This is a genomic window from Myroides sp. WP-1 (genome assembly GCF_014145635.1).
Taxonomy (GTDB): domain Bacteria; phylum Bacteroidota; class Bacteroidia; order Flavobacteriales; family Flavobacteriaceae; genus Flavobacterium.
Genome location: NZ_JACHTC010000007.1, coordinates 126,376 through 140,756, shown reverse-complemented (window position 1 = coordinate 140,756; position 14,381 = coordinate 126,376). Strand labels below are relative to the sequence as shown.

Genomic DNA, 14,381 nt, shown 5'->3' with positions numbered 1-14,381 from the left:
GCTTTTTTAATTCATTTCGCCTATGACACCCGATTTTATATACGACCAAACTTTTGAAAACATCGCTCTAGAACCGCATAGTATCTCTTTTAAAGAATATGAAAATTGTAAATTTATCAACTGCGATTTTACCGCTTGTTCTTTTTTATCCACCCTATTTATTGATTGTGACTTCAAAAATTGCAATTTTAAAAATGCTGCGATAAATTATGTCGGACTAAGAAATTGCCACTTTCAAACGTGCAACTTTACGCATGTCAATTTTACTATGATGGATCAAACAATTTTTGAGTTCTCTTTTACAGACTGTAATCTTGAATTTACTTTATTTTACAGCTTAAACTTGAAAAAAACTGCTTTTATCAATTGTAGTCTGATCAGTGCAGATTTTATGGAAGCGGATTTATCACAGGTCATGTTTGATAATTGTAATTTATATCGCGCCAATTTTACTAAAGCCAAAGCAGAAAAAGCAGATTTCTATACTAGCTATAATTTTGATATTGATCCAGACTCAACAAAATTAAAAAATGCCATCTTTTCCAAAGACGCCTTGGAAGGCCTTCTTCGAAAACATCAATTGATTATAAAGTAATTACCAAAATAAAATGTACCTTTAAGTGATAACTTATGGGATCGCACTATGCATTTGAAAAAGAAATATAAAATTATCCTGTTCATTCTTGTTCTAGGAGTTGTACTCTATGGCTCAAGTCAATGGATCATCAATTCTCTTATCAATCAATATTTACCGGATATTATAGTTGAAAAAAACGATTCTCCTTATGAACTAACCTATGAGACTGTTCACTACGCACTAGCGGAGCGAAAATTGACAGTAAAAGAGATTAAAATTCACCCTAAAGCCACAACTGCTGTAGACACAATTTCCTATATTAAGGGGAGTATCAACCAAATAGACATTCAACAAGTTGGAATTTGGGATCTAATCAAAAGACATCATCTCACTGCACAAGGAATTTCAATTATTCAACCTGATATCCAAGTATATGAGCGTCAAACCAAACAAGATACTACCCCCAAAGTTCCGTTGCAATTCATAAAGGCAATTGATATCAAATCAATTGCCGTGAAACAAGCCCACGTGGTCATCCAACAAGCAGAACGAAATATCCGTTTGCATGAAGTTCACAACTTTAATGCACAACTGAAAGGGATTCACTTTGGGGTAGAAACCCGAGATAAACCCATTCCTTTTACATATAAAGATTATATTATTTCTTGTGATTCTGTAACTAGTTTAGTATCAGACGCACAACAATTGAGTATTCACGGGATTGAAGTAAATACAAATCAAATTAGTACCAAACGCCTTTCCTTACTTCCCTTGACTGCATCTAAAGATAAGGCAGACTTACCGCATCGCCTTGTCACCATAGAGGCTCCTTCTTTGGTACTAAAAGGTACAGACTGGGGATATAAAAATCAGACAGATTTCTATCTGCATATCGATCAAGTACAAACACCTATTGTTGATGTAACAGTAGAAGCAAATATGTTGTCAACCCAAAAAAAAGAAACTAAAACCTCCGTCAGCGCAAAACTTTTACCGTTTGATTTGACTATTCACTCCATCGATATGGATAGTATTCGCGTCAATTCTTTGAATGAGTGGTTTGTAAACCAAGGCAGTTTACACCTCAAGCGAGTTTCAAACAAAGCCAAAGAAGAATTACACATTGGAACTATTACTGCAAAGCAACCGGAACTATACTTCCATCAAGCACAACAAAAACAAAAAACAAAAGCAGCAAAAGTAGATGTGTTCTTTGACGATTTGGTGCAGATTGATACCTTATCTCTCGAGCAGGGTAGTTTTACCTCTACCAAAGGGAAAGATCGCACAGTTGTAATACAGACTAAAGGAATTCAAGCTTCTTTTGAAAACATCCACCTAGATGCACAAACCTTACCCAACAAAATTCCAGTACGATACAATGGAATTTCCTTTTCTACTGAGGCAATCCAATGGAATACCGGACAATTCTACGATATTAAGATAGGCAAACTCCAAGGTAAAAACACGTCTTTCACGTGCAGTGATTTTGAGTTGATTCCCAAATACAACCGCAAGAAAATGGTGCGAATGTTTAGGTATGCAGATGATATATTTACCCTCAAGACCAAGTCCATTACTTTTTCAAATTACACGTGGGGATTTGACGCTCAAGACGTCTTTTTCCTTCAGGCAGATAACGTCCGATTAGATCAAATTAACGCCAATATATATCGCGATAAAACACCTCCTTTCAATATGAGTATTAAACCGTTGTTTAGCAAAAAACTGCGGGAAATTCCCTTTACTTTAGGCATTCAAAAAGTACAGATTGTCAACTCAACACTTGAATATGAAGAATATGATGCCAACGCAATTGCACCTGGTAAACTGACATTTGGCAACTTCAATGCTGTAATTCAAAACGTGTATAGTGGTTATCAACGAAAACAAGTACCTAGAACCACAATTGCAGTAGACGCGCGATTTATGAATGCAGCTCCTCTACATGTAGATTGGTCTTTTAATATCCTAAACAAAAGTGATGCCTTCCAGATCAGTGGAACGATACAAAATTTTCCTGCAACTGCTATGCAACCATTTTTACAACCCTATGTAAAAGCTTCAACAGAAGGAAACCTAGACCTTGTAAAATTCAATTTCTCTGGCGACAATAAAGTTGCGACAGGGACATTTGCGATGAATTACCACGATTTAAAAGTTACATTGTACCGAAAAAATGGAGAAAAAAAGAGAAAAATTCTTTCAAAAGTAGGCAATTGGCTGATTCATAAAAATACAGCCGGTGAATTAAAAGAGGTAAATATAAAAAAGGTAAATCGCATTGAAGAAAAGTCTTTTTTCAATTACCTTTGGCTATGTATCTTACAAGGACTAAAACAAACCATTTTATAACACAAAGCAAGATGAAAACAGTATTTATAACAGGTGCATCTTCGGGTATTGGACAGGCAACTGCTAAAGCATTAGCCCCGAACCATCGCTTAATTTTATGCGGACGCAGAAAAGAGCGATTAGAAGCATTAGCACAAGAACTTCAATCAACCGATACTTATATTCTAACGTTTGATGTTCGAGATAAATCAGCCGTTTTTCAAGCCGTTGATTCACTACCCGAAGCATGGAAAAAAATCGACATTTTAATTAATAACGCTGGTAATGCACACGGATTATCTTCTTTTCAAGAGGCAGATATTGAAGATTTAGAAGCCATGATTGACATCAATGTTAAAGGATTAATCTACGTAACTAAAGCTGTTCTTCCTCTATTGCTTCAACACAACCAAGGTGGGCACATTGTTAACCTCTCTTCTATTGCGGGAAAAGAAACCTATGCCAATGGTGCAGTATATTGTGCCTCAAAAGCAGCAGTAGAATCTATTTCGAAAGGATTGCGCATCGACCTCAATACCAAAGGAATAAAGGTAACTAATGTAGCACCCGGAGCTGTGGAAACTGAATTTTCAATGATCCGTTTTAAAGGCGATCAAGCCAAAGCAGAACAAGTATATAACGGATATGACCCACTACTAGCAGACGATATTGCACAGGCCATCGCTTATGCGATTAATCAACCTGAGCACGTACAGCTAGCCGATATGACTATCTTTCCCAAAGCACAAGCAAGTGGAACGACATTCAATAAAAAATAGGGCCAACAACAACACATGAATCTTGTTATGAAACACTTTTTTGCAATTAGTTCTCTCATTGGACTTTATTGCGTTTCTAGTTATTCACTTCAAGCTAGCGAAGTAAAAGCTTCTTGGAAAGAAAATCTACTTCCGTTAATGGAAGCAACAAAAGACACCGTCTTTATTGATCTGAAAAATGATCCCGACTTTAAGTTTGCCAATAATTTACGCTGGTTTCAAGATCCTGAACGCTCTCTTTTTGGTATTAAAACGAAAACCGGCGAGCTGTTTATTGAACCTTTATTTCACCAAATTGAATCCTTTGTAGAGAATATTTCCATCGTCACTTTTGAAGGTTTTCAGGGGGCAATCAACGATAAAGGCGAAGTCGTAATTCCCTATATTTATGAAGAATTACAAACAAGTAGTGAAGATCGAATTGCCTTTTATGAAGGTGGATTGTGGGGTTTCTTCTCAACAACAGGAGATAAAGTGATCCCTGCAACCTACGAATTTGTAGGTAATTTTTCAGAGGGTTTAGCCCTTGCCTCTAAGGATAATCTGTTTGGTTATATCAACAAGTCGGGTAAAGTAATAATCCCTTTTCAATACGAATACGCCAGTAACTTTGAAAATGGACAAGCACAAGTTGAAGTTAAATTTCGCTCTTTTTCAATTAACAAAAAGGGAATGAAAGTATCGAATTAGTTGACAATTAACGGTTTCAATTTTCTGAATAGATCAATCGTACTTTAATCGAAAAATCAACAATCAACAGAAAATACACAACAAAAAACGAGTTAGATATCCCTTCTAACTCGTTTTTACAACTAACCAAAACATTCGTCCTGTTTACAGTCCATCAAATTTTATTCCTAGTGTAAACCATCTACCGGGCATAGGTACTGCTCCCGCTTCAATATAGGTTGTATCAAATATGTTTTGAGCATCTATATACAATTTCACTTTGTCTAAAGTGTAATTTAAACGAATATCCGTAATCCAATAGCTCTTATAGGTCAATCGTTCATTGAAGCGATTAGCTAAGGTTGCACTAAATTTATCTTGCGTATAACTTACCGTTCCCACCACCTGGTGTTTTAAGCTTTCTAGTGCGTATTTAGAAAGCATACCCTCACCTGCAGATTTATTTTCAATTGTTGGAGAAAGATAGGTATAAGAAAGTCCAATGTTCCAAAAATTCACCTCATCCCCCAAGCGATAACGAAGTGCCGTATTTACACCTTTCGTTTTGTTTTTAGAAGCGTTATAAGGTTGATAAGGCTGATTCATATCTACGCGAATCCAATCTACGAAATCATCAATATCGCGATAAAACACAAAAGCTTCCGCTTGAAAATTGTTCGCTCTATACTTTCCTCCTACCTCAACTTGATATGCTTTTTCAGGTGTTAAATCAGGGTTTCCAATATTACCTGGTCGTTGATTCAAGTACAAATCAGTAAAGGACGGAATTCTACTCGCGGTTCCTGCATTGAAGGTAGCTTGCCAATGTGCGTTGAAAGTATAACTAGCGTCGATTCCTGGAAAAATCTCCCATCCATACTTTGAATTATAATTGATATAAGCACCTAGATTGACATCGAAATTTTCAAACCATTCCCGTTGGAAAGCAGCAAAGAAACCATAATTACTTTTACTGTGATCTCCAATATTTGTAGAATTAATTTCTTCGTAACGCATTTCACCACCAAAGGTATACTTTCCGTAATCGGCCGTATATTCTCCGTTCATATTAGAAGTAATTGCGTGCGTATAGTGTCTACTTCTGGCAACATCTAACCGATTGCGATAATAGCGATAATCGTCAAAATTATAGCGATACGCCACACTTGGCATAAACGTCAATCGATCAGATAAATAATGACGAGAGCTTACATTAAATAGAGTTGTGCTCACAATTTCTTTCGATTCTTTATCTCCAGGAGCGGCATAAAAACCATTTGCCCCAAAAGAACTAGAGGCATGTCCCGCTAAAATCATGATTGCATTATTTTCATTGGGAACAATATTACCCTGATAAAATACTTTGTTATTGTGATAAGCCGTATTATAACGATAGCCATTTCCAGAATCGTGACTTCCAAACAACAGGTGGTTGTCTTTTGCGCGAACTAAAGCTCCTCCAATTTGAATACCTCGGTTGTTATACGTCTCCTTGTGGTCATCTTCTTTGTCTTTTTTAAAGCTGGTACCTCCATAAGCAGCGGCAAACACTCCATCCTTCTTTGGGTTTTTCGTGACGATATTCACAACGCCCGTCAAGCTATTAATTCCATATAATCGTGCTGAAGGACCACGAACAATCTCAATGCGTTCCACCGCTTCTAGTGGTACAGGAATATTTAAAGAATTGTGTCCTGTTTGGGGGTCTGAAATCTTTTGTCCGTTTAACAGTAAGATATTCTGTTCAAAACTACCACCATCAATGCTCAAGTCAGCTTGAGTTCCATTGGGTCCGCGTTGTCTTAAATCCACTCCTGCCACAAAGCTCAACAACTCATGGACAGAACTTACAGGTAATTGTTTAATCTGATCTTGCCCTATCACTGTGATATTCCTATTCTTTAGCGTACTAGGAAGTTGCAATCGTTGATTGTAAATCACAATTTCCTCCATTTCTTCTTCCGTTGCCTCAGTGTTTTTTTCTTGTGCATAACCTGCCACAGCAAAAAAACTACAACATACTAAGGGTATAAAAAAATTACGTTTCATAACTAATTAGCGTTCTTATTCCATTTTCATTTGTGTGAGGCAAAAGTACAGGAGGAATATTTTCCTTTTCTAGTCCAGTTTAAAGATAGTAAACAGTCCGGTTTTTTATTCTAAAAAAAATAACTTATTCTCCTCATTTTAGGAGTTATACGAAAAAATCAAACACAAAATATAAACTAAATCTAAATTATTTTCATTATTTTTGCCTTATAAAATTGCTTTATGATTAAACAGATTATATTACCAGCGGTATTGCTGACTTGGGTTCTTACCTCTTGTGGGGAAAAGGAAAAACAGGCGATGCGAGTCATTTATGGCGAAAATCCGGAAGTCGAAGCTCTACTTGAAGTACCTAATATTCAATTTGACTCTTTAAAAACGAGTAAATTGAAAGAGGATGTCCAATTATTTTACAAAAATAACAACTATCACTTAGGGTGGTCTAACGAGCTAAATAGACAACAACTCTTAACCAGTGTTGCAGACCTTAAATTGGATGGAATAAAAATTTCTCCAAATGAACTTCTGCGTCTTTCAGATCTCAATACAACCTATGACAGTCTTGGAGACGAAGATAAAATTCAGGCTGATTTTTTATTTTCTTCGATGTACGTCAATACATTAAACCGATTGTACAACGGTAGTGTAAATGCAAAGCGAATTTATGGAGATTGGGAAATAACCCCAAAACCGCTGAATACAAGTGCAACAATGTTATTGGCTTTAGAGCATAAAAACATTGCTCTTACGTATGACAGTATCCGAACGAAACAACTGGTTTACACTAATTTAAGAAACAAGTTATCTTCTTTATATGCCTTAGAGAAAGACACTTTAAAACCGTTCAAGCAAGCCAAGATAAACGATACGATACCAGAGTTAATTGCCCTTAAAAAACACTTTATATTCTTGGATCAAGTAGCGGACAGTGTAAGTTCAGATGCCATCTACACTCGAGCGATAGCCCAATCAATCAAAGCCTTTCAAACCAAGAAGAAATTGAATGTAACGGGTTATACAGACAACAAGACGATTGCTGCTATTTTACAAGACGAAAATACGTTAAAGGAAAAAATTATTGTCAATTTAGAACGTTGGAGATGGTTTCCTCGTGAATTTTCTGACAATTATATTTTAGTAAACATTCCTGCTTTTAGTTTAGTGTCTGTTTCCAAACAAGACACTATTCAGCAACACAAAGTTGTCGTTGGAACAAAAGCTAGGAAAACACCTATTTTAAGTTCTACGTTAACAACAGTAGTACTCAATCCCACATGGACTGTTCCACCAACGATAAAAAAGAACGACCTTGTGCCAAAGGCTTCTGGTGATCTCTCGTATTTTTCAAGATTAAATTTTACAATTTACGACGGCAACGGAAAAGTGGTTACCCCAGAGAATTGGGATGCTACCAAGGGAACTTCTTATCGCTATGTACAAAAAGGAGGAAAAGGAAACACTTTAGGACGGGTGAAATTTATGTTTCAAAACAACCATGCGGTTTATCTACACGATACACCTAGTCAATGGGGGTTTGCGCGCAATGACAGAAACTTGAGTTCAGGATGTGTTCGCGTACAAGATCCATTTGATCTGACAGCTTATATTTTTGCACAAGCGGCAACGAATCTAACTAAAGAGCAAGTAGATAAAATTATTGAATCACAAGAAACAAAGAGTGTTTCTGTAAGTAATAATCCTATTGATGTTCACTTATTGTATTGGACTGTACAAGTTGACAATCAAGGAAAATTCACGTATTTTAAAGATATTTATCAATACGACGAGGAGCTTTATAAACGCTTGGTGAACTAATTGGTTGAGATTCAAAGCAAAGCAACTCTTTTTACATTTGGCTTATTTCCATTTAAAAATCAATAAAAACGCCCATAAAGTAATGTACTTTATGGGCGTTTCACTATAATCACTTACTAATTCTTTCTTAGATTAAATATCTTGATTTTTTTAAGTAATCTTGTTGTGAAGAGTAAATAAACAAGCATGACTCGTCTTTAATCAGTTCGATCAATTCTTTATTTATCTCATTTGGCACTGCAGGACATCCGTAGCTTCTTCCTAATCTACCTTGTTTTAAAGCCAAAGTAGGTGAAGCGTAATCTGCACCGTGTACCACGATAGCACGTGTACGAGCATTGTCATTAATTCCTTTTTCCAAGCCATCTAAACGCATAGAAAAACCATTACTCCCTTGGTATGTTTCACCTGTTTTATAAAAACCTAAACTACTCATATGCGAATTGATTCGGTTAGAAAATGCCGTAGCAAATTCATCTCCAGTACGTTTTCCATGTGCTACAACAGACTCTAATAAAACAGCATTTTTCTCCATGTCAATCACCCATAAACGCTTTTGTGTAGAGGAAACACTAAAATCAACAATCGTCAATTTATCGTTTTTTATTAACCCTTCCTCTTTCATTTTATAGTAGCCTTTCAAGGCCATGGTAAATACTTTTTCAGAAGGAGCATCAAAATTGTCTAAATCTAACGTTTGAAAGAGTGTATTTGCTTTTAGGGCAAAAAGCTCTTCAGCTGATAATTCAACCTTTTCTACTTTTTCGTTATTTTTTACTTCATCTGTTATATCAATATCCAATTTAATGGAAGAAATCTCAAATTGCATTGAATTTTTCGCAATACCTGCTCCAACCAATACCAAAGCGGCTGAAGCCACTATCCACTGCTTGTAATTCATCATTCACTTGTTACTAAAAGGGGTTATTTATAATTAAGAAGTCGTAAAAATAAAAAAATATTCTTACCAAACAAATGATTATCACCAAACTAAGCGTTTTTTTTACTTTTTTTTCACTCTATCTTACAAATCGAGAAATCCAATCGAAAAAAAAATCTCAATTTGCTAGAATTCAAAAAAACACGAGTTTATAGTCATTCTTTTTTTAAAATAAAAAGCAGGAATCTGCATTAGAAAGGTAAACGTTCAAAATACAATCTGTAAATTTGTGTGTTATATTGAGTCAAACCACAAAAAAATACAACTATGAATAAAAAAGTAATTTTAATGATACTCGATGGCTGGGGTAAAACACAAGACCCAAAAGTTTCAGCCATTGCTCATGCCAATACACCCTTTATCGATAGCTTATATACCCAATATCCTAATACCTATGTTTTAACTGATGGATTAAATGTTGGTTTACCTGAAGGACAAATGGGAAATTCAGAAGTAGGTCATATGAATCTAGGTGCAGGGCGAATTGTTTACCAAGATTTGGTAAAAATTAACATGGCTGTTGAAAATAAATCTATTGCACACGAGCCTGCTTTACAAGCAGCATTTACTTATGCTAAAGAAAAAAACAAAAAAGTTCACTTTTTAGGTTTATTATCTGATGGTGGTGTTCACTCGCATGAAAAACACTTGTATGGATTACTTGAAGCGGCAGTAGATTTCGGTTTGCAAGATATTTTCATCCATGCTTTTACAGATGGACGAGATGTAGATCCTAAATCGGGTGCGAAACACCTAGAACAACTAGCCAAACACATCGCCTATTCACCAGCCAAACTAGCATCTGTTATTGGACGTTATTATGCCATGGATCGCGACAAACGCTGGGAGAGAGTAGCCAAAGCCTACCATTTACTGGTAGAAGGCAAAGGAATTCATTCTACAGATGCAGTAAAAAGTATAGAAGCAAGTTATGCCAATAACATTACGGATGAATTTATTGATCCTATTGTAATGGTCGATAAAGACAACCATCCGGTTGGTAAAATTGAACCCGATGATGTCGTTATCTTCTTTAACTTTCGCACCGATCGCGGACGTGAATTAACTCATGTCTTATCTCAAGATAATTTCCCTGAATACGAAATGAAAGCCTTGCCGTTGTATTTTGTTACTTTAACGAATTACGATGATACCTTCCGCAATGTACACGTGGTGTATGACAAAGAAAACTTACATCACACGTTAGGTGAAGTTATCGCTCAACACGGTAAAAAACAAATTCGAATTGCAGAAACTGAAAAATATCCACACGTAACATTCTTCTTTTCAGGAGGAAGAGAGTTGCCTTTTGAAGGAGAACAACGCATCTTATGCCCATCTCCTAAAGTAGCAACATATGACTTACAACCGGAAATGAGTGCTTATGACTTAAAAGATGCTTTAATTCCCGAATTACAAAAAGCAGAGGTTGATTTCGTGTGTTTAAACTTTGCCAATGGCGATATGGTTGGACATACGGGAGTAATGGAAGCTGCCATCAAGGCTTGTGAAGCTGTAGATCAATGTGTCAAAGAGGTAATCGAAGCAGCGTTAGCCAATAACTATACGACTATTGTTTTAGCGGATCACGGAAATTGTGAAACCATGATTAATGAAGATGGAACACCAAATACAGCACACACAACCAATCCTGTGCCTATTATTTTAGTAGACAAAGACATCAAAACAATCAATCATGGCGTTTTAGGTGATCTTGCTCCAACCATCTTAAAATTAATGGGTTTACCTCAACCAAAAGAAATGACGAGACATTCGTTGGTTTAATTGAAGTATAAAATTGAAAAGTGCTTTGTAGAATTTACAAAGCACTTTTTTGATGGAGCTATGCCAAAAACAAAGCCGTCTCCTAATGCAATTGTATTAGACCAACAAACCTACTTATACGCTTTTTAAAAAAGAAAGCTCACCCTCTAACACTGGTGCTTTAGTAAAACTTGTACCCCAATTTGTCTCTAGCGATAAAATCGTATCGTTATTTTTTATTTCTGTATTGTTTTAAACAATCTAAATATCGTTTATACAAATGCTTGTTCAACTACCTTTACGATAAACAAAAACAAAGAAAGTCATGAAAATAACAAACCTATACTTAGAAACAAACAACCTCGCTCATAGCCTCACTTTTTATCAAAATACCTTAGGTTTATCTATTGTAGAACAAACAGAAACCATGGTTCGCTTTCAAGCGGGAGAAACCTTACTCACCTTCACGGAGAATAAGCATCAGACGTCTTTTTATCACTTTGCTTTTACTCTTGCAATCAATCACCTAGAGCAAGCGATTGCATGGGCACAAGCCAATCAAATTGAACTACTTCCTTCACCTAAAAATGAAATCATCACCCACTTTGATACCTGGAAAGCGAAGTCAATTTATTTTTGGGATTTAAATGGCAACTTACTTGAGTTCATTGTTAGATCCGATATACAAACCACAAAAGAACAGCCATTTTCACCCAAAGAGATGTTGAATATTAGCGAAATAGGAATCGTCACTTCTCATCCTATGGTAACAGCAGAGGCCATTATGCAACAAACGGGATTGCAGTATTTCAGTAAATCCGAACCTTTACCCGAATTCTGTGCCATTGGCGACGATGAAGGTTTACTTATTTTTGTTAGCCCAGAAAGAAATTGGTATCCAACCCAACTCAAAGCACAACCCAGTGCAGCAACCATTGAGCTAGAAGTAAAACACAACATACACACGATTGTAGCATCGGATTGGATATAAGCCAATTATTTTGCCTTTCAACTACATAGAACCTCTTAATTTCTAAAAATCCATTTTCAACCATTTTTTAGATTCAAAGGAATACCGTAATTTTGTAGTTCTTAAATCAATAAAGTATGATCATTCCAAAAACTCTAGAACAAATTGAGTTGATGAGACAAAGCGCCCTTTTGGTTTCAAAAACATTGGGGATGCTTGCAACAGAGCTAAAGCCAGGAGTAACGACTTTAGAATTAGATAAAAAAGCAGAAGAATTTATCAGAGATCACGGTGCAGTACCGGGATTCAAAGGATTATATGGATGTCCTTCTACTATTTTGACTAGTGTAAACGAGCAAATTGTACATGGATTGCCAACGGATAAACCCATTGTAGAAGGTGATATCGTATCGATTGACTGTGGTACGGTGATGAACGGTTACTATGGTGACCACGCTTATACCTTTGAGGTTGGCGAAGTTGCACCTGAAACGAAGCGTTTATTACAAGTTACTAAAGAATCTCTATACGTTGGAATTCGCGAATTCAAATTAGGAAACCGCGTAGAAGACGTAGGAAGTGCGATTCAACGTTATTGCGAAAAAGAAGGGTATACTGTAGTGCGTGAACTAGTAGGTCACGGATTGGGAACCAAGATGCACGAAGCACCTGAGATGCCAAACTACGGTAAACCAGGAAGAGGAAAAAAATTCGTTGAAGGTATGGTAGTTGCTATTGAACCTATGATTAACTTAGGTACGAGAAACATCAAACAATTGAACGACGGATGGACCATCGTAACACGTGACGGTAAACCTTCTGCGCACTTTGAGCACGATGTTGCTTTAGTAAACGGAAAACCAGAACTATTGTCTACCTTCCAGTACATTTACCAAGCCTTGGGTATCCAAAGCAACGAAGAAGATGAATTTAGAGCTAAACCTTTAGTTTTATAATTCATTCACGCTAAATGAAGAAACTTTTTAAAACCATACTGAACATTATACCTCGACCGATACTAATTCGGTTGAGCTATTTTGTTCAACCTATTTTTGCATGGTACCTCAAAGGTGATCGTTATACGGATCCTATTGACGGCAAGTCTTTTAAAAGTTTTTTACCTTATGGTTATGCCAAACAACGTCCTAATGTACTTTCACCAAGCACGTTATCATTAGAAAGACATCGTTTACTGTGGCTGTACTTGCAAAATGAAACAGATTTCTTTACCGCACCTCATCGCGTCTTGCACTTTGCACCAGAACAAGCCTTTTACAAACGCTTCAAAAAACAGGCAAACTTAACTTATACAACAACAGATTTAGAATCGCCTTTAGCCGATGTTAAAGCAGACATATGCAATCTGCCTTTTTCGGATAACTCTTTTGATATTATCCTGTGTAATCACGTCCTGGAACACATCCCTGATGACACCAAGGCAATGCAAGAACTCTATCGCATCCTGAAACCAGGGGGAATGGGAATTTTTCAGGTTCCTCAAGACCTCAATCGACCTATGACTTTTCAAGATGATAGCATTACAGATCCCAAAGAACGCACCTTAATTTTTGGACAATACGACCACGTACGCGTGTATGGATTGGACTATTTTGATAAATTGCGTCAAATTGGATTTACCGTTATTGAAGAAGATTATACAAAGAAGTTAACACCTACAGAAGTAGAACGATATTGCCTTGCTGCCGGTGAAATAATTCCCGTTTGTTTCAAACCTGCATAAACCTTCCTTTCTCATTCTATCACTTTTGCGTATCTTCGTCCTACTATTTTTAGTCAATGGATATGAATAAAATAACGACGGTACTTTTTGATATGGATGGTGTTTTAATTGACTCCGAAAAATTTTGGCAACAAGCAGAAAAAGAAGTATTTACTTCTGTTGGATGTCAATGGAGTGAAGAAATTGCACACCAAACCACAGGACAAACTACAAGAGCAGTTACTGAACTTTGGTATCGTTTATTTCCTTGGGAGGGTAAAACCCTAGAAGAAGTAGAACAAGCGGTTATTGATCGCGTTGATGAGTTAATTCGTCAAGAAGGAGAAATCAAAGCGGGTGTTTTAGCGACTTTATCTTTTTTACAAGCCCAAGAGATCAAAATAGGTTTAGCAACAAATTCAACCCCTTCTTTAATTCAAACAGTATTAGAGCGATTGGGAATTGCTTCCTTTTTTCAAACAACCGTATCTGCTTTGGATGTAGCACAAGGAAAACCAGCACCTGATGTCTATTTACAAGCTGCTAAAAACATCAACAGCAAACCCCAAAACTGCCTTGTTATAGAAGATTCTTTTACTGGAGCAACCGCAGGAAAAAAAGCGGGGATGACGGTCTTTATCGTACCTGAACCTGAATTTTATCACAATCCCAAATTTGATCTTGCAGATAGAAAACTAGTAAACCTAGAAGAATTTGAAGAAAATTTCTTAGCTTTAAGTTACGTAACCTCTTAATCTCCATTA

Annotated in this window: 12 protein-coding genes; 10 read left to right on the top strand and 2 right to left on the bottom strand. The window is 36.4% G+C overall.

Features of this window, described 5'->3' with window-relative positions; all coding sequences use genetic code 11:
* The first annotated feature begins 22 nt into the window (after positions 1–22).
* Genes H4K33_RS09070 through H4K33_RS09055 form a run of 4 tightly spaced genes read left to right on the top strand, consistent with a single transcriptional unit; the run spans position 23 to position 4,380 of the window.
* Positions 23–595, top strand: coding sequence for a pentapeptide repeat-containing protein (locus H4K33_RS09070; RefSeq protein WP_182648138.1), 573 nt, complete (start codon positions 23–25; stop codon positions 593–595).
* A gap of 48 nt (positions 596–643) precedes the next feature.
* Positions 644–2,932 carry a DUF748 domain-containing protein gene (locus tag H4K33_RS09065; RefSeq protein ID WP_182648137.1) on the top strand — a complete coding sequence of 763 codons (2,289 nt, stop codon included), beginning with the start codon at positions 644–646 and terminating at the stop codon, positions 2,930–2,932.
* Between the two features lie 11 nt (positions 2,933–2,943).
* On the top strand, positions 2,944–3,690 hold the full coding sequence (locus tag H4K33_RS09060) for an SDR family NAD(P)-dependent oxidoreductase (protein WP_182648136.1): 747 nt from the start codon (positions 2,944–2,946) through the stop codon (positions 3,688–3,690).
* Positions 3,691–3,717: 27 nt separating this feature from the next.
* Positions 3,718–4,380 (top strand): WG repeat-containing protein, encoded by a 663-nt coding sequence (locus H4K33_RS09055; protein WP_182648135.1) that lies wholly within the window; start codon positions 3,718–3,720, stop codon positions 4,378–4,380.
* A 144-nt stretch (positions 4,381–4,524) separates the two neighbouring features.
* Here H4K33_RS09055 and H4K33_RS09050 read toward each other — a convergent pair whose 3' ends face one another.
* Entirely contained in the window at positions 4,525–6,408 is a 1,884-nt protein-coding gene (locus tag H4K33_RS09050) for a TonB-dependent siderophore receptor (RefSeq protein WP_182648134.1), read from the bottom strand.
* 222 nt (positions 6,409–6,630) lie between these two features.
* On the opposite strand from H4K33_RS09050, the gene H4K33_RS09045 reads away from it, so the two are divergent.
* Complete coding sequence (locus H4K33_RS09045; RefSeq protein WP_182648133.1) at positions 6,631–8,223, top strand: murein L,D-transpeptidase; 1,593 nt, start codon at positions 6,631–6,633, stop codon at positions 8,221–8,223.
* Positions 8,224–8,350: 127 nt separating this feature from the next.
* Here H4K33_RS09045 and H4K33_RS09040 read toward each other — a convergent pair whose 3' ends face one another.
* A complete protein-coding gene (locus H4K33_RS09040; RefSeq protein ID WP_255493632.1) occupies positions 8,351–9,127 on the bottom strand; it encodes a murein L,D-transpeptidase catalytic domain family protein in 777 nt (258 codons plus the stop codon).
* A gap of 303 nt (positions 9,128–9,430) precedes the next feature.
* Between H4K33_RS09040 and gpmI the strand changes: the two genes are divergently transcribed.
* From gpmI to hxpB, 5 genes are all read left to right on the top strand, one after another.
* Positions 9,431–10,948, top strand: coding sequence for a 2,3-bisphosphoglycerate-independent phosphoglycerate mutase (gene gpmI, locus H4K33_RS09035; protein ID WP_182648132.1), 1,518 nt, complete (start codon positions 9,431–9,433; stop codon positions 10,946–10,948).
* 304 nt (positions 10,949–11,252) lie between these two features.
* The gene (locus H4K33_RS09030) at positions 11,253–11,918 is read left to right on the top strand and encodes a VOC family protein (RefSeq protein WP_182648131.1); all 666 of its coding nucleotides are present in this window, start codon (positions 11,253–11,255) and stop codon (positions 11,916–11,918) included.
* Positions 11,919–12,034: 116 nt separating this feature from the next.
* Complete coding sequence (gene map, locus H4K33_RS09025) at positions 12,035–12,853, top strand: type I methionyl aminopeptidase (RefSeq protein ID WP_182648130.1); 819 nt, start codon at positions 12,035–12,037, stop codon at positions 12,851–12,853.
* Between the two features lie 14 nt (positions 12,854–12,867).
* Positions 12,868–13,638, top strand: coding sequence for a class I SAM-dependent methyltransferase (locus H4K33_RS09020; RefSeq protein WP_182648129.1), 771 nt, complete (start codon positions 12,868–12,870; stop codon positions 13,636–13,638).
* Positions 13,639–13,700: 62 nt separating this feature from the next.
* Positions 13,701–14,372, top strand: coding sequence for a hexitol phosphatase HxpB (gene hxpB / locus H4K33_RS09015; RefSeq protein WP_182648128.1), 672 nt, complete (start codon positions 13,701–13,703; stop codon positions 14,370–14,372).
* The last annotated feature ends 9 nt before the right edge of the window (positions 14,373–14,381 follow it).